The organism is Mycobacterium ostraviense, assembly GCF_002705925.1.
Classification (GTDB): Bacteria; Actinomycetota; Actinomycetes; order Mycobacteriales; family Mycobacteriaceae; genus Mycobacterium; species Mycobacterium ostraviense.
In genome coordinates this window covers 1,261,770-1,284,273 of record NZ_NKRE01000001.1, presented here as the reverse complement: position 1 = coordinate 1,284,273, position 22,504 = coordinate 1,261,770, and the positions used below count along the sequence as shown (strand labels likewise).

The 22,504-nt window shown below is 67.3% G+C and carries 22 protein-coding genes and 1 pseudogene; 11 read left to right on the top strand and 12 right to left on the bottom strand.

What is annotated here, in order from left to right:
• The 3 genes from CDN38_RS05635 to CDN38_RS05625 all read left to right on the top strand — a co-directional run bounded on the left by CDN38_RS05635 (position 1) and on the right by CDN38_RS05625 (position 2,914).
• Entirely contained in the window at positions 1-975 is a 975-nt protein-coding gene (locus CDN38_RS05635; RefSeq protein WP_099318841.1) for a class I SAM-dependent methyltransferase, read from the top strand.
• Complete coding sequence (locus CDN38_RS05630; RefSeq protein ID WP_180276289.1) at positions 909-2,159, top strand: THUMP-like domain-containing protein; 1,251 nt, start codon at positions 909-911, stop codon at positions 2,157-2,159. The genes CDN38_RS05635 and CDN38_RS05630 overlap by 67 nt, the downstream gene beginning before the upstream one ends.
• Before the next feature lie 71 nt (positions 2,160-2,230).
• A complete protein-coding gene (locus CDN38_RS05625) occupies positions 2,231-2,914 on the top strand; it encodes an esterase (RefSeq protein WP_075509445.1) in 684 nt (227 codons plus the stop codon).
• Between the two features lie 35 nt (positions 2,915-2,949).
• Here the strand turns inward: CDN38_RS05625 and CDN38_RS05620 are convergent, their stop codons facing one another.
• Together CDN38_RS05620 and CDN38_RS05615 are read right to left on the bottom strand one after the other, a co-directional pair.
• Positions 2,950-3,336, bottom strand: coding sequence for a hypothetical protein (locus tag CDN38_RS05620; protein ID WP_075509446.1), 387 nt, complete (start codon positions 3,334-3,336; stop codon positions 2,950-2,952).
• A gap of 16 nt (positions 3,337-3,352) precedes the next feature.
• Positions 3,353-4,618, bottom strand: coding sequence for an outer membrane protein assembly factor BamB family protein (locus tag CDN38_RS05615; RefSeq protein ID WP_099318840.1), 1,266 nt, complete (start codon positions 4,616-4,618; stop codon positions 3,353-3,355).
• 237 nt (positions 4,619-4,855) lie between these two features.
• Between CDN38_RS05615 and CDN38_RS05610 the strand changes: the two genes are divergently transcribed.
• Positions 4,856-5,593 carry an acyltransferase gene (locus CDN38_RS05610; protein ID WP_075509448.1) on the top strand — a complete coding sequence of 246 codons (738 nt, stop codon included), beginning with the start codon at positions 4,856-4,858 and terminating at the stop codon, positions 5,591-5,593.
• Positions 5,594-5,624: 31 nt separating this feature from the next.
• Positions 5,625-5,708, top strand: a pseudogene (locus CDN38_RS30400) (hypothetical protein); the annotation flags it as partial.
• A 445-nt stretch (positions 5,709-6,153) separates the two neighbouring features.
• Here the strand turns inward: CDN38_RS30400 and CDN38_RS05600 are convergent.
• The 6 genes from CDN38_RS05600 to CDN38_RS05575 form a co-directional block, all read right to left on the bottom strand.
• Complete coding sequence (locus tag CDN38_RS05600; RefSeq protein WP_075509449.1) at positions 6,154-6,699, bottom strand: anti-apoptotic protein; 546 nt, start codon at positions 6,697-6,699, stop codon at positions 6,154-6,156.
• A gap of 103 nt (positions 6,700-6,802) precedes the next feature.
• Positions 6,803-8,137, bottom strand: a complete 1,335-nt coding sequence (locus tag CDN38_RS05595; protein WP_075509450.1) for a cryptochrome/photolyase family protein — start codon at positions 8,135-8,137, stop codon at positions 6,803-6,805.
• 7 nt (positions 8,138-8,144) lie between these two features.
• A complete protein-coding gene (locus tag CDN38_RS05590) occupies positions 8,145-8,624 on the bottom strand; it encodes a TspO/MBR family protein (RefSeq protein ID WP_075509451.1) in 480 nt (159 codons plus the stop codon).
• Positions 8,621-10,720, bottom strand: a complete 2,100-nt coding sequence (locus tag CDN38_RS05585) for an MMPL family transporter (protein WP_075509452.1) — start codon at positions 10,718-10,720, stop codon at positions 8,621-8,623. The genes CDN38_RS05590 and CDN38_RS05585 overlap by 4 nt, the downstream gene beginning before the upstream one ends.
• Positions 10,721-10,897: 177 nt before the next feature.
• Positions 10,898-11,131, bottom strand: a complete 234-nt coding sequence (mbp1, locus tag CDN38_RS05580) for a microaggregate-binding protein 1 (RefSeq protein WP_075509453.1) — start codon at positions 11,129-11,131, stop codon at positions 10,898-10,900.
• A gap of 480 nt (positions 11,132-11,611) precedes the next feature.
• Positions 11,612-12,007, bottom strand: coding sequence for a hypothetical protein (locus CDN38_RS05575; RefSeq protein ID WP_075509454.1), 396 nt, complete (start codon positions 12,005-12,007; stop codon positions 11,612-11,614).
• Between the two features lie 221 nt (positions 12,008-12,228).
• On the opposite strand from CDN38_RS05575, the gene CDN38_RS05570 reads away from it, so the two are divergent.
• On the top strand, positions 12,229-12,879 hold the full coding sequence (locus CDN38_RS05570; RefSeq protein ID WP_075509455.1) for an SOUL family heme-binding protein: 651 nt from the start codon (positions 12,229-12,231) through the stop codon (positions 12,877-12,879).
• A 16-nt stretch (positions 12,880-12,895) separates the two neighbouring features.
• On the opposite strand, the gene CDN38_RS05565 is transcribed toward CDN38_RS05570, so the two are convergent.
• On the bottom strand, positions 12,896-13,405 hold the full coding sequence (locus tag CDN38_RS05565) for an STAS domain-containing protein (RefSeq protein WP_233026767.1): 510 nt from the start codon (positions 13,403-13,405) through the stop codon (positions 12,896-12,898).
• A gap of 458 nt (positions 13,406-13,863) precedes the next feature.
• Here CDN38_RS05565 and CDN38_RS05560 point away from each other — a divergent pair, with 458 nt between their 5' ends.
• The 3 genes from CDN38_RS05560 to CDN38_RS05550 all read left to right on the top strand — a co-directional run bounded on the left by CDN38_RS05560 (position 13,864) and on the right by CDN38_RS05550 (position 16,400).
• Positions 13,864-14,568, top strand: a complete 705-nt coding sequence (locus tag CDN38_RS05560) for an Rv1815 family serine proteinase (protein WP_075509457.1) — start codon at positions 13,864-13,866, stop codon at positions 14,566-14,568.
• Between the two features lie 105 nt (positions 14,569-14,673).
• On the top strand, positions 14,674-15,354 hold the full coding sequence (locus tag CDN38_RS05555; RefSeq protein WP_075509466.1) for a catalase family protein: 681 nt from the start codon (positions 14,674-14,676) through the stop codon (positions 15,352-15,354).
• Positions 15,355-15,416: 62 nt separating this feature from the next.
• Positions 15,417-16,400, top strand: coding sequence for an SDR family NAD(P)-dependent oxidoreductase (locus CDN38_RS05550; protein ID WP_082276974.1), 984 nt, complete (start codon positions 15,417-15,419; stop codon positions 16,398-16,400).
• A 175-nt stretch (positions 16,401-16,575) separates the two neighbouring features.
• On the opposite strand, the gene CDN38_RS05540 is transcribed toward CDN38_RS05550, so the two are convergent.
• The 3 genes from CDN38_RS05540 to CDN38_RS05530 form a co-directional block, all read right to left on the bottom strand.
• Positions 16,576-17,820, bottom strand: coding sequence for a glycosyltransferase family 4 protein (locus tag CDN38_RS05540; protein ID WP_099318839.1), 1,245 nt, complete (start codon positions 17,818-17,820; stop codon positions 16,576-16,578).
• A gap of 127 nt (positions 17,821-17,947) precedes the next feature.
• Complete coding sequence (locus CDN38_RS05535) at positions 17,948-19,528, bottom strand: 1,4-alpha-glucan branching protein domain-containing protein (protein ID WP_075511974.1); 1,581 nt, start codon at positions 19,526-19,528, stop codon at positions 17,948-17,950.
• A complete protein-coding gene (locus CDN38_RS05530) occupies positions 19,525-20,349 on the bottom strand; it encodes a class I SAM-dependent methyltransferase (protein WP_075511975.1) in 825 nt (274 codons plus the stop codon). The genes CDN38_RS05535 and CDN38_RS05530 overlap by 4 nt, the downstream gene beginning before the upstream one ends.
• A gap of 272 nt (positions 20,350-20,621) precedes the next feature.
• Between CDN38_RS05530 and CDN38_RS05525 the strand changes: the two genes are divergently transcribed.
• Positions 20,622-21,422 carry an electron transfer flavoprotein subunit beta/FixA family protein gene (locus tag CDN38_RS05525; protein WP_075511976.1) on the top strand — a complete coding sequence of 267 codons (801 nt, stop codon included), beginning with the start codon at positions 20,622-20,624 and terminating at the stop codon, positions 21,420-21,422.
• 35 nt (positions 21,423-21,457) lie between these two features.
• Positions 21,458-22,414, top strand: coding sequence for an electron transfer flavoprotein subunit alpha/FixB family protein (locus tag CDN38_RS05520; protein ID WP_075511977.1), 957 nt, complete (start codon positions 21,458-21,460; stop codon positions 22,412-22,414).
• Positions 22,415-22,504: the final 90 nt, after the last annotated feature.

The window sequence follows — 22,504 nt, the reverse complement described above, 5'->3', positions numbered from 1 at the left end:
ATGACGAGCAGTTCGACCAACGTCGTGCCCAACCCGCACGCCACCGCCGAACAGGTGGAAGCCGCCCGACATGACAGCAAGCTCGCCCAGGTCCTCTACCACGACTGGGAAGCCGAGAACTACGACGAGAAATGGTCGATCTCCTACGACCAGCGCTGTGTCGAGTACGCCCGGGGCCGGTTCGACGCGATCGTGCCCGAAGAGGTGCTGAGCGAACTGCCTTACGACCGGGCGCTGGAACTGGGCTGCGGCACCGGGTTCTTTCTACTCAACCTGATCCAGGCGGGGGTCGCCCGGCGTGGGTCGGTCACCGACCTCTCGCCCGGCATGGTCAAGGTCGCCGTCCGTAACGGGCAGTCCCTGGGGCTGGAGATCGACGGCCGGGTGGCTGACGCCGAGGGCATCCCATACGACGACAACACCTTCGACCTGGTGGTCGGGCATGCGGTGCTGCACCACATCCCCGATGTGGAGCTGTCGCTGCGCGAAGTGACCCGGGTATTGAAGCCGGGCGGCCGCTTCGTCTTCGCGGGCGAGCCGACCACCATCGGCAACGGATACGCTCGTGCGCTGTCCACTCTGACCTGGCGCGTCGCGACCAACGTCACCAGGCTGCCCGGGTTGGGCAGCTGGCGACGGCCGCAGGCCGAACTCGACGAATCCTCACGCGCCGCGGCGCTGGAGGCCATTGTCGACCTGCACACGTTCACCCCGGCCGACCTCGAGCGGATGGCCAGCGGCGCCGGCGCGGTACAGGTCCAGACCGTCAGCGAGGAGTTCACCGCCGCGATGTTCGGCTGGCCGGTCCGGACGTTCGAGGCCTCGCTGCCCCCCGGTCGCCTGGGCTGGGGCTGGGCGAAGTTCGCGTTCACCGGCTGGAAGACGCTGAGCTGGCTGGACGCCAACGTATGGCGGCACGTGGCGCCGAAGGACTGGTTCTACAACGTGATGGTCACCGGGGTCAAGCCGTCCTGAGTGTCGGCCTCGCGTTCACTTCTGACGACGTCGGTTACCTGCGCTCGGAGCCGGGTGCTGCCGCGCTGGCCGCGGTCGCCGAGTTCGAGTTCAGCGCCGCCACCCGGGTAGCCGACACCACCGCGGTGCGCGCCCGGTTCGGCGAGCGGGCGCCCATTCTGGTGGAGACCACGCTGTTACGGCGGCGCGCCAAAGACAAACTGGCCGATCTGGGCGATGTCTCGAGTTGGCTGTTCACCGATGAGGCGCTGCAGCAGGCCACGGTCGCGGCGGTGGCGCTGCATCGCGCCCGGCGGCTGGCGGGTTTGGTGGTGCACGACGCGACGTGTTCCGTTGGCACCGAGCTGGCCGCGCTGCGCCGAACGTCGGCACGGGCGGTGGGCGGCGACATCGACCCAATCCGGTTGGCGATGGCGCGCCACAACCTGGGCCCCGATGCCGACCTGTGCCGGGCTGACGCCCTGCACCCGGTGACCCGGGATGCGGTCGTCGTCGTCGACCCGGCGCGTCGCCGTGGTGGGCGCCGGCGCTTGCGCCCGGTCGACTATCAACCGGCGCTGGGCCCGCTGCTGGCGACCTACCGTGGCCGCGAGCTCGTCGTAAAGTGCGCTCCCGGAATCGATTTCGATCAGCTAAGGCGGCTCGGATTCGAGGGTGAAATCGAGGTGACGGCCTACCGTGGCTCGGTCCGGGAGGCGTGCCTGTGGTCGGGCGGATTGGCTGCGCCGGGCGTGCGGCGTCGGGCCAGCATCCTCGACAGCAGCGAACAGGTCACCGATACCGAGCCCGACGATTGCGCGGTGCGACCCGCCGGGCGGTGGATCGTCGATCCCGACGGGGCCGTCGTCCGGGCTGGCCTGGTCCGCCACTACGGCGCCCGGCACGGGCTGTGGCAGCTCGACCCCGACATCGCCTACCTGTCCGGTGACCGGCTGCCGGCGGGGGTGCGCGGTTTCGAGGTGCTCGAGCAGCTGGCGTTCGACGAGCGCCGGTTGCGCCAGGCACTGTCTGCGCTGGATTGCGGGGCGCTGGAGATCCTGGTCCGCGGCGTGCAGGTGGATCCCGACGCGCTGCGGCGACGGCTGCGGTTGCGTGGCAGCCGACCACTGTCGGTGGTCATCACCCGGATCGGTTCGGCGGCTGCCGGCCGTGGGACCGCCTTCGTATGCTCCCCGTCTCGGTAGTGGCCGGGTACGCTGGCGGCGATCACCCTTGGCGGCACCACTGCCCGAAGGTCTGCGAGGAACATTCGACGATGCGTCATCTGATAGCGGCCGCAGCGCTGGCTGCTGCGGTCCTGTTGGCTTGCCCGGCGGCCGCCGCGCCGCCGTCCTGCGCCAGCCTCGGCGGTTCGGTCGAGGCAGCGCAGATGTGCCACATCCATGCGACAGGCTCCAGCTACACGCTGGACATCACCTACCCCGTCGACTACCCCGACCAGCAGGCACTGACCGACTACATCACGCAGAACCGCGACGGATTCGTCAACGTGGCGCAGGGGTCGCCACGCCGCGACCGGCCGTACCAGATGGACGCAACGTCCGAACAACACAGCGCCGGCCAGCCACCACACAACACCCGCAGCGTGGTGCTCAAGTTCTTCCAGGATCTCGGTGGCGCACATCCGTTCACCTGGTACAAGGCCTTCAATTACAACCTCGGGGCCAAACAACCCATCACCTTCGACACGCTGTTTGCGCCCGGGACCACGCCGCTGGACGCCATCTTTCCGATCGTGCAACGGGACCTGGCCCACCAGACCGGGCTCGGAGTGGTGATACTGCCCTCGAACGGGCTCGATCCGAGCCACTACCAGAACTTCGCCATCACTGACGACGACGTGATTTTCTACTTCGCCCAGGGCGAGCTATTGCCGTCGTATGCCGGAGCAACTCAAGTCCAGGTGCCGCGCAGTGCCATCCCGGCGTTAACCATCTAAGGCCATTTAAGGCTTCATCTAAGGCCACCTAAGGCTTACACCGGGCCGGCCAGCGATTCCATCGCTGCCGCGGCGCCGCCCAACGCCAGCTGCGCCACGCACCCGACGATCGGCACGAAGAAGGCCACGGTGCGCCGCGCGAGACGCGACACGGTGACCACCAGGTCGGCGACGAAGATCGCGATGCCGGCCCACAATCCCAGCCTGATGGCGCGGTCGACCCAGGCCGGATCACCGCACGGCTGCCCACCGCACGGGTCGGTGCCCATCACGAGCATGCCCAGCACCAGCATCGTCGCCACGAACAGCAAGGCGTGCACCGCCAGCAGGAGGATCGCGATGGTGACATCCAGCGCCCGGTGGGCGGGGCTGCGGCGACTGGACACAGCCGCATTCGCCGTGGCCGCATCATCGGTAGACATCGATCAAGTATGGCCGCTAAGCCGGCGCGAAGCTGTAGACCTGGCCGTCGCTGGTGGCGGTTACCACGCGGCGGTCGTACCCGATTGACACCCCGACCGGATATCCGGTGGCCGCCGGCAGTGGGTAGCTGTTGACCGTATGACCGTTGGCCGGATTGAAAACCAATAACGACAAACCCGGCCCGCCGTCGTGGGGTGGACCGGCAACCATGGTGTAGCCGACCTCGCCGCCGCCCAGGCTGGACGTGGACAACGGCGTGACGTCGTCGCGTCGCCAGGCCTGGTCGGCATGGTCACCGGCGTCGCGGAAGACCATCAGCTGGGTGTCGGGACCGCCGCCGGACACGATCAGGCCCTCCGGGGTGACCGTGGGTGGAGTCTGCGCCAGAAATCCCAGCGGCACCGACCATTTGACCTTGCCGTCGGCGGCGTGCAGGGCCCACAGGTGTTGGTCGCGGCCGTTGACGTAGACCGTCGCTCCGTCGGCGGACAGCACCGGACTGGCGAGCACCCCGTCTGTGACCGCATCACTGGCCCACTCACGGACCAACTGTTGGTCCCGCAATTTCAGGCCCACCAGCCCCGCCGCCGGCGCCCCCGGCTGCCAGACACCCAGCACTACCGTGCCGTTGACCGCTGAGAAAGCCGGGGCGTCTGCCACCGGACAGCCCATCCGTGCCGGCGCGCAGTCGGCCAATCCGCGCATCGGATCGGCCGGGTCGACACCCTCGACCAGATCCACCGGGCTGCCGACCACCCTGCCCCGGTGGGTATCGAAAACCAGTACCTGCCCGAGATGGGTTGCGACGAGCAGGTGGCCGTGGCCGACGAATCGGGGAGTGGTCGGCATCCCGATCACCGGTTGACGCCAGCGCGTCCACTGGGTAACCGGAAAGGCCACCATCGCTCCAGGCTGTCCGACGTAGAGGTTGTCGAAGCCGTCCAATAACGGGCCGGCGAAGCCGCCACCCTGCACCAGCCGGACACACCAGCGCTGGCGGCCGTTGTTGTTGTTCTCCCACTCCATCAGCGAACAACCGGTCGAGGACTGCGCGTTGATCGCCAGGTAGCCGCGCGCACTCAGCGCCGGGCCGGCCGCCAGGCTGCCCTTGACCGAGCGGGTCCACTCCAGCTTGAGCTTGCTGGCGCCGCTCATGGTGGTGTAGCTGCTGTTGGCGGCATCGCCGTATTGCGCGGGCCAGCCCAGTGCCGGCGCCGCATCCACCCAGGAATCCGTGTTGCCGCAACCGGTGAGCCCGACCGTGAGCACGGCGGCGAACATGGCTGTCAGGAGACGTCGCGCAAGCACCTCGACCTTTCGCAGTCCTTTCGCAGGGTTCCCCAACCTTTCCGCAACGTCGGTCGCCGGCAAGCAAATCCCGCCCTTCGGCATGGCAGCCATCGGGTACAGGTGAGGGTAACGCGTGGCGGCTCGCGTGTGCCTGATTGCCTGACTCCTTCTCGGGACGCTATGCGTCCCGCTCGATAGCCTCCGAGTCGTCAGGCTAGGCTTCCCGCCATGACGACCATGTGGGGTGCGCCGCTGCATCGCCGTTGGCGTGGTGCGCAACTGCGAGACCCACGCCAGGCCAAGTTCCTCACACTGGCATCGCTGAGATGGGTACTCGCCAATCGTGCCTATACCCCGTGGTATCTGGTGCGCTACTGGCGGCTGCTGAAGTTCAAGCTGGCCAACCCGCACATCATCACCCGGGGCATGGTGTTCCTCGGTAAGGGTGTGGAGATTCATGCGACACCGGAGCTGGCCCAACTCGAGATCGGCCGCTGGGTGCACATCGGGGACAAGAACACCATCCGCGCCCACGAGGGCTCGCTGCGTTTCGGCGACAAGGTGGTGCTCGGCCGAGACAACGTCATCAACTGCTATCTCGACATCGAGATCGGGGCCTCGGTGCTGATGGCGGACTGGTGCTACATCTGTGATTTCGACCACCGCATGGACGAAATCACGGTCCCGATCAAGGACCAGGGCATCGTCAAGTCGCCGGTCCGCATCGGGCCCGACACCTGGGTCGGTGTGAAGGTGACGGTGCTGCGGGGCACTTCCGTCGGACGCGGCTGCGTGCTGGGGTCGCACGCTGTGGTCCGCGGCGTGGTCCCCGACTATTCGATCGCCGTCGGCGCTCCGGCCAAGGTGGTCAAGAATCGGCAGGTGGCCTGGGATGCGTCGGCGGCTCAGCGGGCAGAACTGGCCGCTGCCCTGGCCGACATCGAGCGCAAGAAGGCGGCCCGCTGAGAACCCGCGGACAAGAGCTGCGGCTGCGGGGGGCTATAGCGACGACGCCAGAGACCTTCTGGCGCATGAGCGGGCGTTGATGGGCATGCCGTGCGGCGAGTACCTGGTGGTCATGCTCGGCTTGAGGCCTTGATCCGTCGACATGATCGTCGGCTGCGCCGTGTGCAAGTCTCGCCCGCGTCACACGTCGAATAGCGACGTCGAGTTCTGGTCCGGGCAGGACCTGGATGGAGCATTCAACGCCGAACCTCTCTCGCAGGATGGGGTCCATCGTCGGGTCGATTGGGCACTGCGAACGGTGCGCGCCCGGACATCGGCCACCAGCACTCGCGCACTTGGCGAAAGTCCCGCCGGCACAAAGTATTTCGTCATCGGGGTGAGCAAAGATCCCCAGCGCCCGCCGCCCCCGCAGCGGTTCAGACCTCACGGTGCTGTTGTGCGCCATGTAGAACCACCCATCGATACTCCTGGGTCTGCTGGCAGTGTGAACAGCTCGGCGGGTGCTCCCGGGTCCCGGAGCCTGGGTGAATCAGCGCTCCGGAAACCCTGACTAAGCCGACCTATTCGGGGTGGTCGTCGACCTTGAAGTCGAAGTTCACATCGCCGGCGTCGACGCTGGCGACGGTCACGTTGACGCCGTACTTGTCGCTGCCGTCGGTGAGTTGGCAACGAAGTGTGGCGCCCTCTACCCCCTTCAGGTTGTCGGGGCAGGTCACTGAATCAGGCCGTCGGCCCACCTGCTGGGTCAGCTTGTTGCTGATGATGGAGGCGACCTGGTTCTTGTCGACTGTCTCCACCATGTCGAACTTGACGTCCTTGCCTTCGACACTGGTCACGGTGACGTTGACGTTGTAAGTCGAGTCTTTGACTCTCATCTCGCAGTTCAGCTGGGCGCCGACCTTTGCCGGCAGGTCACCCGGGCAGGTCACGGATTCGGGCTTGTTACCGGCGGCGTCGGTCATCTTGGCTCTGATCTGGTCGGCGACGTCGCTCTTGCTCACCGAATGCGACGACGATCCGATCGAACACGAGCAGGCTCCGGCACTGGCCATCAGCCCCACGGCAGCGCCTGAGATCAGCAACGTGCGACCGATCGAGCAAGCCATATCGCCTCCCTGGCTTCGGAACACTGGGACAACTGTGAATCGGCTGATAATTACATGCCAAACAGCTTCTCCGAAAGCGAATCCGGGAAATGGTGCGCGCCGGTCAGCTGATGCCACGGTAGCGGCGCAGCGCCTCGGCGCGCTCGGTGCCGTGGTCCACGATCGGCGGCGGATACCCGGACGGGCGCTTGCCTGTCCGGAGGTGGACGTCGGCGGCGGCGCTCAGCTCAGGCACCCAGCGGCGTATGTAATCGCCTGAGGGATCGAACTTCTGGCCCTGCGTGGTCGGGTTGAACACCCGGAAATACGGCGCGGCGTCAGTACCGCATCCTGCGCACCACTGCCACCCGTGCTGGTTGCTGGCGATGTCGCCGTCGGTGAGCTGATCCAGGAACCAGGCCGCCCCCCACTGCCAGGGCAGATGCAGGTCCTTGACCAGGAACGATGCCGCGATCATCCGGACCCGGTTGTGCATGAACCCGGTCTGGCGAAGTTGCCGCATCCCCGCGTCGATCAGCGGAAACCCGGTTGCGCCGGCCTTCCAGGCCTCGAAGAGGTGTTCTGCCCGACTGTCCGTATCGGTCCGGATGCGGTCATAGTCGCTATTCCAGTTGCGCCAGGCGCTGGCCGGGCAGTCATACAGAACCGTGGCATAAAAGTCGCGAAAAGCCAGCTCGCGCAGGTAACTTCGGGCACCGTCACCGCTGAAGCCCAGACCGGCGACCATGGTCCGCGGGTGAATGGTGCCGAACTTCAGGTGCGCCGACATCCGGCTGGTGCCCTCGAGGTCGGGCCGGTCGCGATCCTGGGCGTAACGTCCCAGCCCGTCGTCGAGGAAAGCTCCCCATTCCCGAAGGGCCGCGGCCTCGCCCGCAGCCAGGTCAAGTGGCGCACCAGGATCGGGGATTTCGCAGTGTTCGACGGCCACTTGTGCCGGATCCAGCCAACGCGCACAGTCGCGGCCGGTACGCGCCGGCGACGGCCAACCCACCTCGCTCCACCGGCGGAAGAACGGGGTGAACACCCGATATGGCGTCCCGTCGTCTTTGGCGACGCCTCCGGGTGCCACCAGGTACGGCGATCCCGTCGCCACCAACGGAACCGAGTCCAGCGCCGTGCGCACCCGCTCGTCGCGGCGCCGGCCGAATGGCGCGAAATCCTCGGAGATATGTACCGTCGATGCCGCGATTTCCTTGGCAATTAAGGGAATTCGTTCTTCGGGACGCCCGCGGGTCACCAGCAGCCGGCCGCCCAGATCGTCGCGCAGTTGCCGCAGCGAATCGCCCAAATACTGCAGGCGGCGCCGGCCGGACGATGCCTCTAGACGCGGATCGAGGACGAAGCAGGCGAGCACCTCGTCGTCGGCGGCGGCAGCGGCCAGCGCCGGATGGTCGCGCAACCGCAGGTCGCGACGAAACCACAAGAGCGCCCGCGTCATCGGGCGGTCAGCGGTTGAGCCGCCAGAGGTGGGTGGCCAGCACGGTGGCGAAGGCGGTCCACAATGCGTAGGGGAGCATCGCCAGCCCGGCGCGTCGATCGGCTTCGGCGCTCCGGCGCACCAGGTCGGCGCTGCTGGTCGCCAAGACCGCGGCGCCGACCACGGACGCACCGAGTTTATGGAACCGGAAGAACAGCCAACTCCATCCGCCGTTGAGCACCAAGTTGATGCCCAGCGCGGCGACATAGCGGCGCGCCTTGTCGTGGTGTCCCGCTGCGCGCAACCGGTCGAGGGCCACCGCGGAACTGATGGCGATGTCGCCGTAGAGAGTGGTCCAGACCATCGGGAAGGCGATGCTTGGCGGCTGGTACGCGGGTTTGCGAAGCCCTGCGTACCACCCGGCGGTGGATCCAGGGCTGGCCATGCTTCCGGCACCCGCCGCCGCCGTGACGGCCAGCCCGGTAGCGGTCAGTGTCGACTTGTTCATCCGATCTCCATTCGGTAAGTTGCTGAATCATGTTGATGAACAACATGATTCGGGAACGTGGGCCACCAGATTCGATTACCGATCAGGGTGAACAAAGCCGGGATCACCAGCGTGCGCACGACGAAGGTGTCCAGCAGGATTCCCAGGCCCACGATGATCCCTATCTGGGTCAGCGCAATGAGCGGCAGCACGCCCAAGACACAGAAAACAGCGGCCAAAACGATTCCCGCACTGGTGATGACGCCGCCGGTGGCCGATACCGCGCGGATCATTCCATCGCGGGCGCCGTGGTGTGCGGCCTCCTCTCGGGCGCGGGTGACCAAGAAGATGGTGTAGTCGACCCCGAGCGCGGCCAGGAACAGGAAAGCGAACAACGGAGTGCTGTTGTCCAGCGCCGGGAATCCGAAGACGTGGATGCTGGCCCAGCCACCCAGTCCCAGTGCCGCCAGCGCGCCGAGAATGGTTGCGGCCAGCAGGGTAGGCGGTGCCAATGCGGCTCGCAAGAGCGCGTACAGAACGAGCAGGATGACCATCAGGATCGCCGGAATCAGCACCCTCCGGTCCTGCGCCGCCGCGTTGCCGACGTCGAGGGCTTGGGCGTCGGCGCCGCCCACCAACGCACCGGGGGATGCTGCAGCGGTCGAATTGCGCAGTGCTGCAACGATACTGAACGCCTTCTTGGATGACGGCGGTGCCTCGATCACCACCGACCATTTCGCCAAACCGGTCGTCGACCTACCCGACTCGGTCGCCGATACCACTCCGGGTGTGGCGCTGATCGCCTGCTGCACCTGCCGCACCTGTGCGGCGGGGGCCACGACGATCGTCGGGCTGGCCAGTCCGGCCGGAAAATGCCGGTCCACGATGTCGAACCCGGTCACCGAATCGGCCTTGACCCGGAACTGCTCGGTCTGCGACAAACCGGTGCGGATGCCGAGCAATCCGGTGGCCAGCAGGGCCAGCAGTGCGATCGTGGTCGCGGCGACCAGGGCGGGACGGCGGGCGACCCGTTCGGCGACGCTATGCCACAGTCCGGATTCGAGGGTCGCGCCGGCATCCGGGTCCGGGATGAAGGGCCAAAACAGTCGCCGGCCGCTCAACGCCAGCAGCGGCGGCAGCACCACCAGCACCGACACCGCGGCGACGAGCAGTCCGCAGGCCGCCAGCGCACCCAGGCTGCGGGTGCTGGGGGTTGCGGCAAAAAGCAGCGTGAGCAGCGCCAGCACCACGGTGGCGTTGCTGGCGACGATCGCCGGCGCGGACATGCGCACCGCGCGGCGCAGGGCGCCACGGTGTTCTGCGTGTCGCCGAAGTTCCTGGCGGTAACGCGAAATCAACAACAGCGCATAGTTGGTGCCGGCGCCGAAGACCAGCACGCTGGTGATCCCCGAGGTAGCCCCGTCGAAGCTGAGCCCGGTCACCGAGGCGACCGCGGTTCCGGCCGCCGCGGCAAGTCGGTCGGCGAACCCGATCACTAGCAGCGGCAGCAGCCACAACACTGGTGATCGGTAGGTCGCGATCAACAGCAGCGCGACCACGGTTCCCGTGACAGCCAGCAGCGTGACATTGGCACCGGAGAACGCGTTGGCGATGTCGGCGCCGAACGCCGGGCCTCCGGTCACGTGGGCATCGAGATCCGCCGGCAGCCCGCGGTGCGCGGCGGCGCGCAGCGACGTGACCGCGTCGGTGAGTTCCAACCCGGAAAGACCGGTGCTGATCGAGATCACCCCGATGGCCGCTTTGCCGTCGGCCGACACCTGCACGGGTAGCGGTGCCGGCGGCGCGCCCGGTTGGGCAGCCGCCTGCATCCGATCTCGGCCTTGTTCGGCGGCTTTGAGATCGGCGCTGTCCAGGACGGCCCCGTCGGCGCGGGTGAGGACCACCAGCAACGGAGCGCGGTCGCCGCCGGGGAACTGTGCCGACAGCGCCTCGACTTTGGCCGACGCGGAGTTGCTCGGCACCGATTGCGGTGCCTGACCCGCCGCGGCATTGGGGCCGATCAACACCATGAAGCCGACGCCGAACAGGACAACGGCCAGCGTGATCAGCCATGACCGCCTGCCGGTCACCGCAGCCGCGAGGCCGTCCCACACCACGCCGCAAGCATTTCAGTTAATTAAGTATTAAGCAAACCAACCACCATGCCGATCTGCGTCCGGCCGCGCGGCGGCGACCGCAGAAAGATGTTCGAATACCTTGTACGCCAATACAAGTAGGCGATAACTGACGGTGGGCCCGGCCGGAATTCCGGTCGGGCCCACCGCGTCGACTACCTATTGGTTGGCCTGCTGTCGTTCTTTTGCGGCCTTTGCGCCGGCCCGGGCCGATTCGGCCGCGGCCTCCTTCTTAGCGGCCTGGCGTTGGGCGTCGGCCTTGTCCTGCTGGGCCTTTGCTTCCTGCGCGAGTCGATCATTGCCGGTCACCAAACCGATGACTTGCTTGATCGCGCCCTTGACGCCCTCGACTATGCCGCTGACGGCTTCCAGGGGTCCACTTCTGCTTGCCATTTCTGCCTCCCGCTGATTCCTCGATTCGGGGGCATTACCCCGCCCTCGACCTCAATTTCCCGTTAAGCCTGGAAAGGAAACCTTCGCGGACCCCAAGGCCGCCCGCCGAGACCGGCGAATGCCGGCTGAGCTCCGCAGACGGGTGCGGCAGGGTCGTCTCCGGCGCGACCCGGAAAGACCGCAACCGGCCGGCCCGCCGGTGAACGCGCGGTATCCGGCGGGAGTTTCGCGCGCCTGCTATCGGGTATGTGGGTGGGGTGAACGCGAGAGAGGCAGCCCGGCGCGTCCGGCGCGCAGAGCGCACGGTGCTGCGGGTGCAACGGCGACTGTGGTTGGCGCAGCTGGTTCTGCCGGCGGCTGCGATCACGACGGCAATCGTGGTATCCGTTGCGGCATGGACGATGTGGCGGCGGACGTCTCGTCAGCGTCGGTCCGAAAGCCTTTCCGCCGCGGCCCGGCCCGCCGCGGTCGACCCTGCGGCTACTGAATGCCCTTGAGCGCGGCCACTAGTCCTTCGGGGTCTGCGACGGTCACCGTCAAGGCCGAGTGGTCGCGGAGTCCCAGCACCCGGTGAACTGGCGGTTCGAAGTGGACGCACACCCCGGTGCGCGCGTTCGTGCCGAAGGTGAGTCCGTCATCGACCATCGACAGCCGGGGGCCGACCGCGGTCCACCATCGATAAGGGCCGGTGATATGCGCGTCGCGGACGCTCGACAACGGCGCTTCGACACGAAACGGCCCGTAGCGAGCCAGAAAACGGCCGTCGTCCGTCAGCGTCACGCCCTGGCTTCCCGGCCACCGAAACGGTAGCCACATCGCAGCCAGCCGCGGATCGTAGCGATAGGGAAAGTGCCGTCCCCGGTTCTGCGGTTTCATTGCACGGCTCCCGTCTTGCGCCTTCGCGCCACAGCTGTTCGTACCGAGGCTACTGGCCGTGGCATCGCGGTCTACACCGGCTCCGGCGCGGTGCGCGGCGGTTTTCGCTGAAAAATAGGATTGCTGCGGAAAAAGAGACTGCCATTCGATATTTTCAGAGCCGACACGTCGGGCTGGTCCGCGCCGTTAGGCCGTGAAGCACACGAAAGGTAGGTCCGCAGATGCTGGGATGTGTCGCGCCACTGCTGACCCAGGTCGTCGAGGCGGCCGGCTCGGTCGTCGGGGTGCGGGTCGGGACCGAGAAACCGCCGCATACCGTGGAGCAGCTCCACGGCGGACTACAGATCCGCCGTTACGGCCCACGAATCGCGGCCGAAGTGGTCGTCGCCGATACCGAGGAAGGCGCCCGCAATCGCGGATTCCGTGCACTGGCCGGCTACATTTTCGGTGCGAATCACGCAAATTCGAAAATCGCGATGACGGCTCCGGTCAGTCAGCAGCGGGCCGGCGGAGCAGTCAGCGCGGCAAAGCGCATCGCCATGACGGCCCCGGTAGCACAGCAAGCGGGCGGCGACGGCACCTGGGTGATCCGGTTTTTCATGCCGGCCAAGTGGACGCTGGATACCCTACCCACGCCAGACGACGAATCCGTCGAACTCGTCGCTGTGCGGGCGCAGGAGTACGCCGTGCTGCGTTTCAGCGGTGACCGCGGACCCGGCGCCGTCGCCTCCCACACCGACGAATTACTCCGTCTGCTCGACGGCACCGAGTACGCGCCGGCCGGTGCTCCGGTGGCGTGGTTTTATGACCCACCGTGGACTGTTCCATGCTTGCGCCGCAACGAAGTTGCCGTTCCGGTGACGAGGCGGTGACCGCTGCGGGCAGGTCTTAGCGACCATCTCCGGAGACTTGCGCGAGCGGGGTGCGGCGCTGCGGTTCGCGTTGTTTGGCTAGTCCGGCAAGGAACTGACGGCGCGAGCTGACGACGTCCTCGATCAACTGCAGAGCCTCGGCAACCGAATTGGCAACAGGCAGACCGTGATTGATGACAATGCGCAATAGCGGTCGCATCGCAGGACCCGCGATCACGCTGCAGTGCAGGCCGGCTTTGTGGTGTTCGTGGTTGAGCACCAGAAGAGCCCGAAAACCGTCAACGCTGAGGAAATCGAGATGGCTCAGGTCGAGTATCAACGGCGCCTTCACCCGCGCGAAGCGCCGAATTTCGTGGGCAATGCGCTCGGCGTTCGAAACGTCGACCTCTCCGTCAATGCGCACAATGGTAGCAAGGCTGCGCGCGTAAACGCACAGTCGCGCCCCGGCGCAGTCGACCACATAGCGGCAGCGGGGTTGTTCTGGTGGGCTGATAGCCCCTAAAGCAGTCATATTCGTGGAGCCCATCGTGTGTGTGGTGGGCGCGGGAGCTACAGCCTTTGGGACACCGCCCCCGCGGTGGTCAGCTGTGAACTCAACCTCGTCGAAAAGCCTAACGCCGGCAGCCGCGGCGCGGCGGCCGCAGGCGGACCCGACGCGAAGCTCAGAACAGCGATTTAATGCAGCGGCACAACAGATTTCGGCCCGGCAACTGAGGCGGGGGAAGGAGGGTGAGTCTTCGCTTTTCGGCTACATGCGGGTAACACCGCTTCGCTTGTTGACCTTCCACCACAGGCCCGTCGCCGATAGCCCGGCGACCAGTCAGCCGCCGGAAAATGTGCTCGCCACTGCCCACTTGTTTTCTGCGCTATTCGGGTTTGACCGCGCCGGAACAGGGGTAATCTGAGTCCACTGGGTGACTTGTACAGCCGGAATTGACGGCTGCGGAAGTTCCCCTTGTGGAGGCGACGAATGGTAGCGGCTAAATGGAAACCGTGTTGTACGGATTTCGCCATTCCGCGGTAGTTATAGCGATCGCGTTGATGGCGTTCGGTGCACCGGCGCCGGCTGCGGCCAAACCCGGTGTCACGGTATTTCCGGGCATGGAAATTCACCAGGGCGCCATGGTGTGCACGGTGGGGTTCGTTGAAACGCGGCTGCGGATCGCGGTGAGCGCCGGCCGCTGCGACGAGGGGTCCACCGTTACCGACGGCAAAAACAACGTGGTCGGTACCGTGATGCTCGCCCGGCGCGGCACCGTCAACGAACCCGCGGCAGCCGACTCGGCAGCGGGCGTCGAATACGAGGTCATTACACTGGCCCCCGAGGTGATCGCCACGGACCTGCTGCCCAGCGGGCGTCAATTGCAGTCCACCCCGGGATTCAGCGTGCAACCGGGGCTGCCGGTGTGCCATGCCGGAATACTCTCCGGGCAAATCTGCGGCCGGGTCAGCTCGGTCGGCAACGACGGGTTTGCCATTGCCGACATGACTGCAGACCAACGCGACCTGGGCGGGCCGGTGTATGCGCTGACCGAGGACAACGGCGCCGTCATTGTCGGACTGATCGACGGGGTGCGCGGCTCAACGCTATGGGCTCAGTCCTGGCAGACGGTCATGCGGCAGCTCTACGTCGACGCACGGTCGGCTGGCCCAATACAGCCGCCCTTGGGACACACGATCGGCCGGTGAACGACGGAATCGAACGCGGACAGACCCGAGAGCAGCTGCGCGGCAACGATGACCGGCCGGCCCCGGTGCTGGTTTGCCACTGCCGAGAAGGGGAACCCGGCGCGGATGACTGTTTCCGACATCGTCGCTCGGCCTTTTCAGTGGGGATCCGCGATCCGCGGTAGTCGAATCTTCCACCCTATCGGCGTCATTGCGTCAGGTTCGATCGAACGCGTTGCGCCGCCGTCCAACGGACTTCCGGTCCCGTCGTCCGACGTCGTGGCCAGGGTGTCGAAAGCAGGCGGCACCCCGGGGTCGCTGCCCGACTTCATCGGGCTGGCTCTGCGGGTCGCGCCCCCGCGGGTCGATGCGACGCCGTGGGACATCCTGTTGGTCTCCGCGGGATCTGGTGTCCTGAGCCGGGCGCTGGCGCTGCGGCCGGTCACATCGTGGACGGGCCAACCCATGACCACCCTCATGCCGTTGCGCTACCGGGCAAAGTACTGGTGGCTACGAGCGCGAATACTGACCGATATCAATGGATTTGGCCTGTCTCTCGGCAATTTCGGGGAACGAATCAACGACGCTGGCGTAGAAGTGGCCCTCGACCAGGCTTGCGGCACAGCCAATTTCGAGAAGGTGGCTCACCTGAGGCTGACCAGTGTCGTCAGTCCGGGGCCGGGTAACGACGTGTCGTTCGATCCGGTGGTCAACACCGCGCCCGGGTTGCGGCTGTTTCCGGGATGGCTGGCGGATCTGCGGGCTCGTGCCTACGCGCGCAGCCGTGACGGCAGAGATGCCGGCTGAGCCGCCGGCGGGCTGCCGCTGCCGGATAGGCCGGATAGGCCGGGTAGGGAAGTATGGGGCGTATGAGCGTTTTCGGCCGGCTGCGCCCGCTGCTCGACACGGCCCTCGACCGGACCGTCGTGCCCGGTTACACCCGCATCGGCTATCGGCTTCGCCAATCTGGCTGGGCGGGCGACCCGCCGCCGGGTGCCCTGCGGGGCCGCACCGCGCTGGTCACCGGCGCCAATCGCGGCCTGGGCAAGGCCATCGCCGCGGGCCTGGCCGGGCTGGACGCGACCGTGCTGCTGACCGTTCGCGACCGCGAGAGCGGCGAGCGGGCACGCGACGAGATCGTCGCCGAATCGGGTGCCGACGTGCGGGTGGAGGTGTGCGACGTCTCCGACCTGGGCGCCGTTCGCGCCTTCGCTGCCGACCTGCGCACCCGGGTGTCGCGGCTGGACGTGCTGATCCACAATGCCGGGTTGCTGCCCGCCGCCCGCGGCGAGACCGACGATGGCCACGAAATCACTTTGGCCACACATGTTTTGGGTCCGATACTGCTGACCGAGCTGTTGACTCCGATGCTGGCCGCATCCGACGACCCGCGGGTGATCCTGATGTCCTCCGGCGGGATGTACACCCAGTCGCTGCCCGTCGAGGACCCCGAATACCGCATCGGTCGCTACCGTGGCGCCGTCGCGTATGCCCGCACCAAACGGATGCAGGTGGCATTCACCCCGATCCTGGCCCGCCGCTGGGCCGACCGGCACATCCGGGTGTATTCCATGCATCCGGGTTGGGCCGATACTCCGGGCGTAGCGTCGTCACTTCCGGGTTTTCGCGCCGTCACCGGGCCGCTGCTGCGCACCCTGGAAGAGGGCGCCGACACCGCCGTGTGGCTCGCCGCGACCAGTCCCGCACCACCGACCGGCATCTTTTGGCACGATCGCCGACCCCGACCCGAGCACTACCTGCCCTGGACCCGGTCCAGTGACAGCGATCGGCCTGGACAGCGTCGACTAGCGGTCCGGCAACGCGTGCTCGACGATGGGCAGCCGGGGCAGTAGCTGCCGTTCGCGGCGTTTGGCCGCCCGCGACCAGTCCCGCACCACCGACCGGCATCTTTTGGCACGATCGCCGACCCCGACCCGAGCACTACCTGCCCTGGACCCGGTCCAGTGACAGCGATCGCGACTCGCTGTGGCGCTATTGCGCCACAGCGATCGGCCTGGACAGCGTCGACTAGCGGTCCGGCAACGCGTGCTCGACGATGGGCAGCCGGGGCAGTAGCTGCCGTTCGCGGCGTTTGGCCGCCAGATACACCTGAGCAGTCTCGTCGGCCACTGTCCGCCAATCGAAGTCGGACGTGAGCCGGTCGCGGGCGGCGCGGGCCCGCTGCTGCGCGGCGGCCGGGTCGGCGAGCACCGCGCACACCGCCGCGGCCAGTGCCGCCACGTCGCGGGGCGGGCACGACATCCCGGTCACCCCGTTGATCACCGCTTCGCCCAGGCCGCCGATGTTCGACGTCACCAGCGGGGCGCCGGCTGCCGCTGCCTCCAGCGCCACCAGCCCGAACGGCTCATAGTGGCTGGGGAATAACGCCGCGTCCGCCCGGTGTAACACCGCCAGTAGTTCGGCGTGGTCGAGATGTCCGACGAACTTGGTTGCCTTGAGTACCCGATGTTTGCGGGCCTGCTCGACCAGCCAATCCCGTTGGGTGCCTTCGCCGGCGATGGTCAGGGTGGTACCCGGGTGGGCACGCCTGATCCGCGGCAGCGCGGCGATGGCGTCGTGCACGCCTTTCTCGTATTCCAGCCGGCCGACGTACAGCAGCTCGGGCGGCCCGGTGCGCGCGCGTCGGACCGCGAATGGCCAGCGGCCCGCATCAATACCGTTGCGGATCACCGTGGTTTCAGCCAGGCCCGGACCGAACAGCTCGGTGATCTCGTCGCGCATCGACGCCGAACACGTGATGAGCGAATCGGATTCGCGCACCAGCCACGACTCGACCGCGTGTACCTGACGACTGATTGTTCCGGCGACCCAGCCGGAATGCCGTCCGGCTTCGGTCGCGTGAATTGTGGAAACCATTGGCACGTCGTAATACTGGGCGAGGGCGATGGCCGGATGCGCCACCAGCCAGTCGTGGGCGTGCACGACGTCGGGACGCCACGGCCGGTCGCTGCCGTGCCTCTTGAGCGACAGGCCGGCCCGGATCATCGCATGACCCATCGCCAGGGTCCAGGCCATCATGTCGCTGGCGAAGCTGAATTCGTGCGGATCCTGTGCGGCCGCGATCACCCGCACCCCTTCGCTGACCACATCGGACGACGGGTGGGTGCTGGGGTCGGTGCCGGCGGGCCGGCGGGACAGCACGACGACGTCGTGACCGGCCGCGGCCAATGCGGTGGAGAGATGGTGCACATGGCGGCCGAGCCCGCCGATGACCACCGGCGGGTATTCCCACGACACCATCAGGATTTTCATCGAAGCGGCCCCCCATTCCGTCGCCGAAACTGCAACCACAGCGCGGATTCGACCCCCGAATAGGCGCTGGGCGCAGGATGGATGCGGCCAGCGCAGTCTCGGCGGGCCGGCGGCCCCGGCGAGACGGTCATCGGGGCAGCCGTCGGGCATCCAAAGCGCCGAACAGCCCGTCGGCGCGGTTCCATCCATCGGCCAGCCGCTGCGCGTGGTCGCGCCGTCCCGACGCCAGCGCCCCGGCGATCTCGCGGGTCGCATGAGCGTGCAGATGTGCGCGATACCGCGCATAGTCGGCCGCCGAATCCTTGCTCACCATGAACGGCCAGTCGCTGGACACGGTCAGCAGTGTCTCGCGCAGGATCTGATCGGCGACATGATCGCGGGGAATCGGCCCGTCCAGCGACGCCGTCTGCGTCAATGCCTTGTCAACGGTGGTCAAAGCGGTGTCGACGACTTCGGAGTTGAGCTGCACCAGGTCGGCCACCTTCTCGCCGTTCCACACTTGCCAATCTTTGCCGGAACCCCAAGAGCTGGGCGGTAATTCGACCGGGTCGCCGACGAACCCGTCATCGAGCGCGTCCCGCAGCGTGCCGACTCGCACCCCGGCGGCCGGCAACGTCCGCAACACCCGCGCCAGCCAGGTCGGTCCCTCATACCACCAGTGACCGAACAACTCGGTGTCGAAGGCGGCGACCACGTGGGCGGGCCGCCCGATCCGCTCCGACTCGGCGGTCAGCCGGCCGCGTACCAGGTCCACGAAGTCGGCGACATGAACGTCGACCGCACGGTCGGCCCGTTCGGGGTCGTAGGGTGCCTTGGCGTCCGATGGCACATTGCGGCCGGTGACCCGGGCCGGCTTGAGACCCGTCAGATGGTCGTAGGTGTGGAAGTCGCGGTAGGCCGCGTGTCCGGGGTAACCGGATTTCGGCGACCACACCCGGTAGCTGACCTGCAGGTCGCGCCCGAACGCGACCACGTCGGTGCCGCCGACCGGCCGGCCCAGCGCGGTGTCCCCGTGCAGCGACGGGCCGTCCACCATGAAGTGGCTGACTCCCGCGGCGGCGTAGTCGTGCTCCAGGCCGGGGGCGTAGGCGCATTCGGGCGCCCAGATTCCGGTCGGGCGCGTCGCCATCCGCAACCACGCGTCGGCCAGGCCTTCGCGTAACGCGAACTCGCGCAGCCGGGGATTCAGCAACGGCTGGAAGGGGTGCGCCAGCGGGCCGCCGAGCAGCTCCACCGCGCCGGCGTCGATCAAGCCGCGCAGCAGTGGGCTGCCGCCGTGACGCCACAGCGCCGCGAAGTCGTCAAGTGCTTGGTCCGCGTCGATGCACTCGCGAATACCGAACGCCCGCAACGCGTCCGGCGCACACGACTGATAGTGGGCCGATTTCGAGCGCGGCGCGCAGCGCACGCTGGTGGCTTCGGTGGCGCGCAAGCGCCAGTTGGCCAGCCAGTGGTGCATCCCGTCCAGGCAATACGGGTCGTCGAGCTGGGCGTTGACCACCGGCGTCATGCCGAGGGTGATCAGCCTGCGGCGGTCTTCGCTGGCCAGCTCACGCAGAACCCGGAACAACGGCAGGTAGGCGGCCGACCAGGATTGGTAGAGCCACTCCTCACCGACCGGCCACCGGCCGTGGTGGGCCAGCCATGGCAGGTGGGTGTGCAAGACCAGGGTGAACAATCCGGGCACCCGGCTTGCGGGTGCGGTCACGGCCGCACCGCGATTGCGATCAGGTCCAGGCTGTCTTGAATGTCAGGGCCGTAGTCGTGGGTCACCATGTCGAAGTCCGCGGTGGTGACCGCCGCGACGTCTGCCGCCAGCTCGGCAGGCCACGGCGCATCGGCGACGGCGCGCGTGATCTGGGCGTCGATGATCGAGCCGCCGTGGCGGGCGTCCATCTCGCGCAGCCGCGGCCCATGGAACAACCCGTACATGACGACCTCGGTGAAGCCCGCGTCGACCAGCAGTTCGGTGAGTTCGTCGGCGTTGAGCTCGCGGGTGTGGAAGGGATTGATCGGGGTGTCGCGGCCGGGGGAGAAGGTGATCCGGTTCGGGGTGGACACCATCAGCAGGCCCGACGGGCGCAGCACCCGGGCGCACTCGCGAACGAAACCGCCTTGATCCCAGAGATGCTCGATGACCTGGAAGTTGACCACGACGTCCACCGACGCGTCGGGCAGCGGTAGCGCGGCCAGGTTGGCCTGCATCACGTCGACCCGGGGATAGCGGCTGCGAACATGTGCCACGGCGGCCTCGTCGTAGTCGATGGCGACCACCTGGCGGGCCACATTGGCGATCAGGTCGGCGCCGTAGCCCTCGCCGCACCCGGCTTCCAGCACGTCACGGCCCGCGCAGCGCGGCGCCAGCCGCTGATAGACGACCTCGTGGCGGCGGAACCAGTAATTCTCGACGTCCAGGTCGGGGATGGTGCGTTCACCGGTCAAGGTGAGCACCGTCGGGCTCGTCGGAGAGACCGCCGGCGGGGAGTCGGTCGGGGTGTTTCGGGGAAGGTCGGGGACGAATGCGCTCATTGTTAAGGCAGGCTAACCCGTACCGCCTGATTCGCGAACCGCGCACCGGTTACGGGCGGTCCGGCGGGGATGTGAAGTGTACCGACCAACGAGCTGAGGATCCCCCGTTTGCCGGGGTGACCGGGCAATCCGGCAAATACGACCCGCTATGGTGTGAGGGCAGACCGCAAAAAGTTACCGTCTAGTAACATGCCGGTGCGGTTGCGAACCGCGTGACCGAGGTCCGGCGGCTGAGCGCTGCCGGACGCCTTCGAGGAGGACGAGCCACACTCATGACAAACATCGTGGTCCTGATCAAGCAGGTCCCGGATACCTGGTCGGAGCGCAAGCTGACCGAGGGTGACTGGACGCTCGACCGTGAGGCCGCCGACGCGGTCCTGGACGAGATCAACGAGCGCGCTGTGGAAGAGGCACTGCAGATCCGGGAGCGGGAGGCCGCCGACGGCGTCGAAGGGTCGGTGACGGTGCTGACCGCGGGCCCCGAGCGTGCCACCGAGGCGATTCGCAAGGCGTTGTCGATGGGTGCCGACAAGGCCGTGCATCTCAAGGACGACGGGATGCACGGCTCCGATGTCATCCAGACCGGGTGGGCGCTGGCGCGTGCCCTGGGCACCATCGAAGGCACCGAGCTGGTGATTGCCGGCAACGAGTCCACCGACGGCGTGGGCGGCGCGGTGCCGGCCATCATCGCCGAGTATCTGGGCCTGCCGCAGCTCACCCACCTGCGCAAGCTGTCGGTCGAGGGCGGCAAAGTCATCGGTGAGCGCGAAACCGACGACGGTGTGTTCACCCTCGAGGCCACCCTGCCCGCGGTGGTCAGTGTCAACGAGAAGATCAACGAGCCACGCTTCCCGTCCTTCAAAGGCATCATGGCCGCCAAGAAGAAAGAGGTCGCCGTGCTGACCTTGGCCGAGATCGGTGTCGAGGCCGACGAGGTGGGGCTGGCCAATGCCGGGACGGCGGTGTTGTCCTCAACACCCAAGCCGCCGAAAACGGCCGGTGAGAAGGTCACCGACGAGGGCGAGGGCGGCAACCAGATCCTGCAGTACCTGGTGGGCCAGAAAATCATCTGAACCAGCGCTATTCCGAGACGAGAGCGATATAACCCATGGCTGAAGTACTGGTGCTCGTTGAGCACGCTGAAGGTGCGCTGAAGAAAGTCACCTCCGAATTGATCACCGCCGCCCGGGCGCTGGGTGAGCCGGCGGCCGTCGTGGTCGGTGCCCCGGGCACCGCCGCGCCGCTGGTCGACGGACTGAAGGCGGCCGGTGCCGCCAAGATCTACGTCGCCGAGTCAGATGTCGTCGACCAATACCTGATCACCCCGTATGTCGACGTTCTCGCGGCGCTAGCCGAGTCCTCGGCCCCGGCCGCCGTGCTGGTGGCCGCCACCGCCGACGGCAAGGAGATCGCGGGCCGGCTCGCCGCCCGGATCGGGTCCGGCCTGCTCGTCGACGTGGTGGACGTCAAAGAGGGTGGCAAAACCGTGCACTCCATCTTCGGTGGCGCGTTCACCGTCGAGGCGCAGGCCACCGGCGACACCCCGGTGATCTCGGTGCGCGCCGGCGCCATCGAAGCGCAGCCGGCCAGCGGCGCGGGTGAGCAGGTCAGCGTGGAGGTGCCGGCTCCCGCCGAGAACGCGACCAAGATCACCTCCCGCCAGCCCGCGGTGGCCGGCGACCGGCCGGAGTTGACCGAGGCCACCATCGTGGTGTCGGGTGGCCGCGGTGTCGGCAGCGCCGAGAACTTCGGCGTCGTCGAGGCGCTGGCCGACTCGCTTGGTGGCGCCGTCGGCGCCTCGCGTGCCGCCGTCGACTCCGGCTACTACCCGGGCCAGTTCCAGGTCGGTCAGACGGGCAAGACGGTGTCGCCGCAGCTCTACATCGCGCTGGGCATCTCCGGAGCGATCCAGCACCGCGCGGGTATGCAGACCTCCAAAACCATCGTCGCGGTCAACAAGGACGAGGAGGCGCCGATCTTCGAGATCGCCGACTACGGCGTGGTCGGCGACTTGTTCAAGGTCGCCCCGCAGCTGACCGAGGCGATCAAGGCCCGCAAGGGTTAGCAGCCGCGAGCCGCCCGCCAGGTCGTTGCGATCGCGGCGGGCGGTTTTCTCCCACCGTGTTTCACGGTCCCGCGGACCGGGCATTTCCGG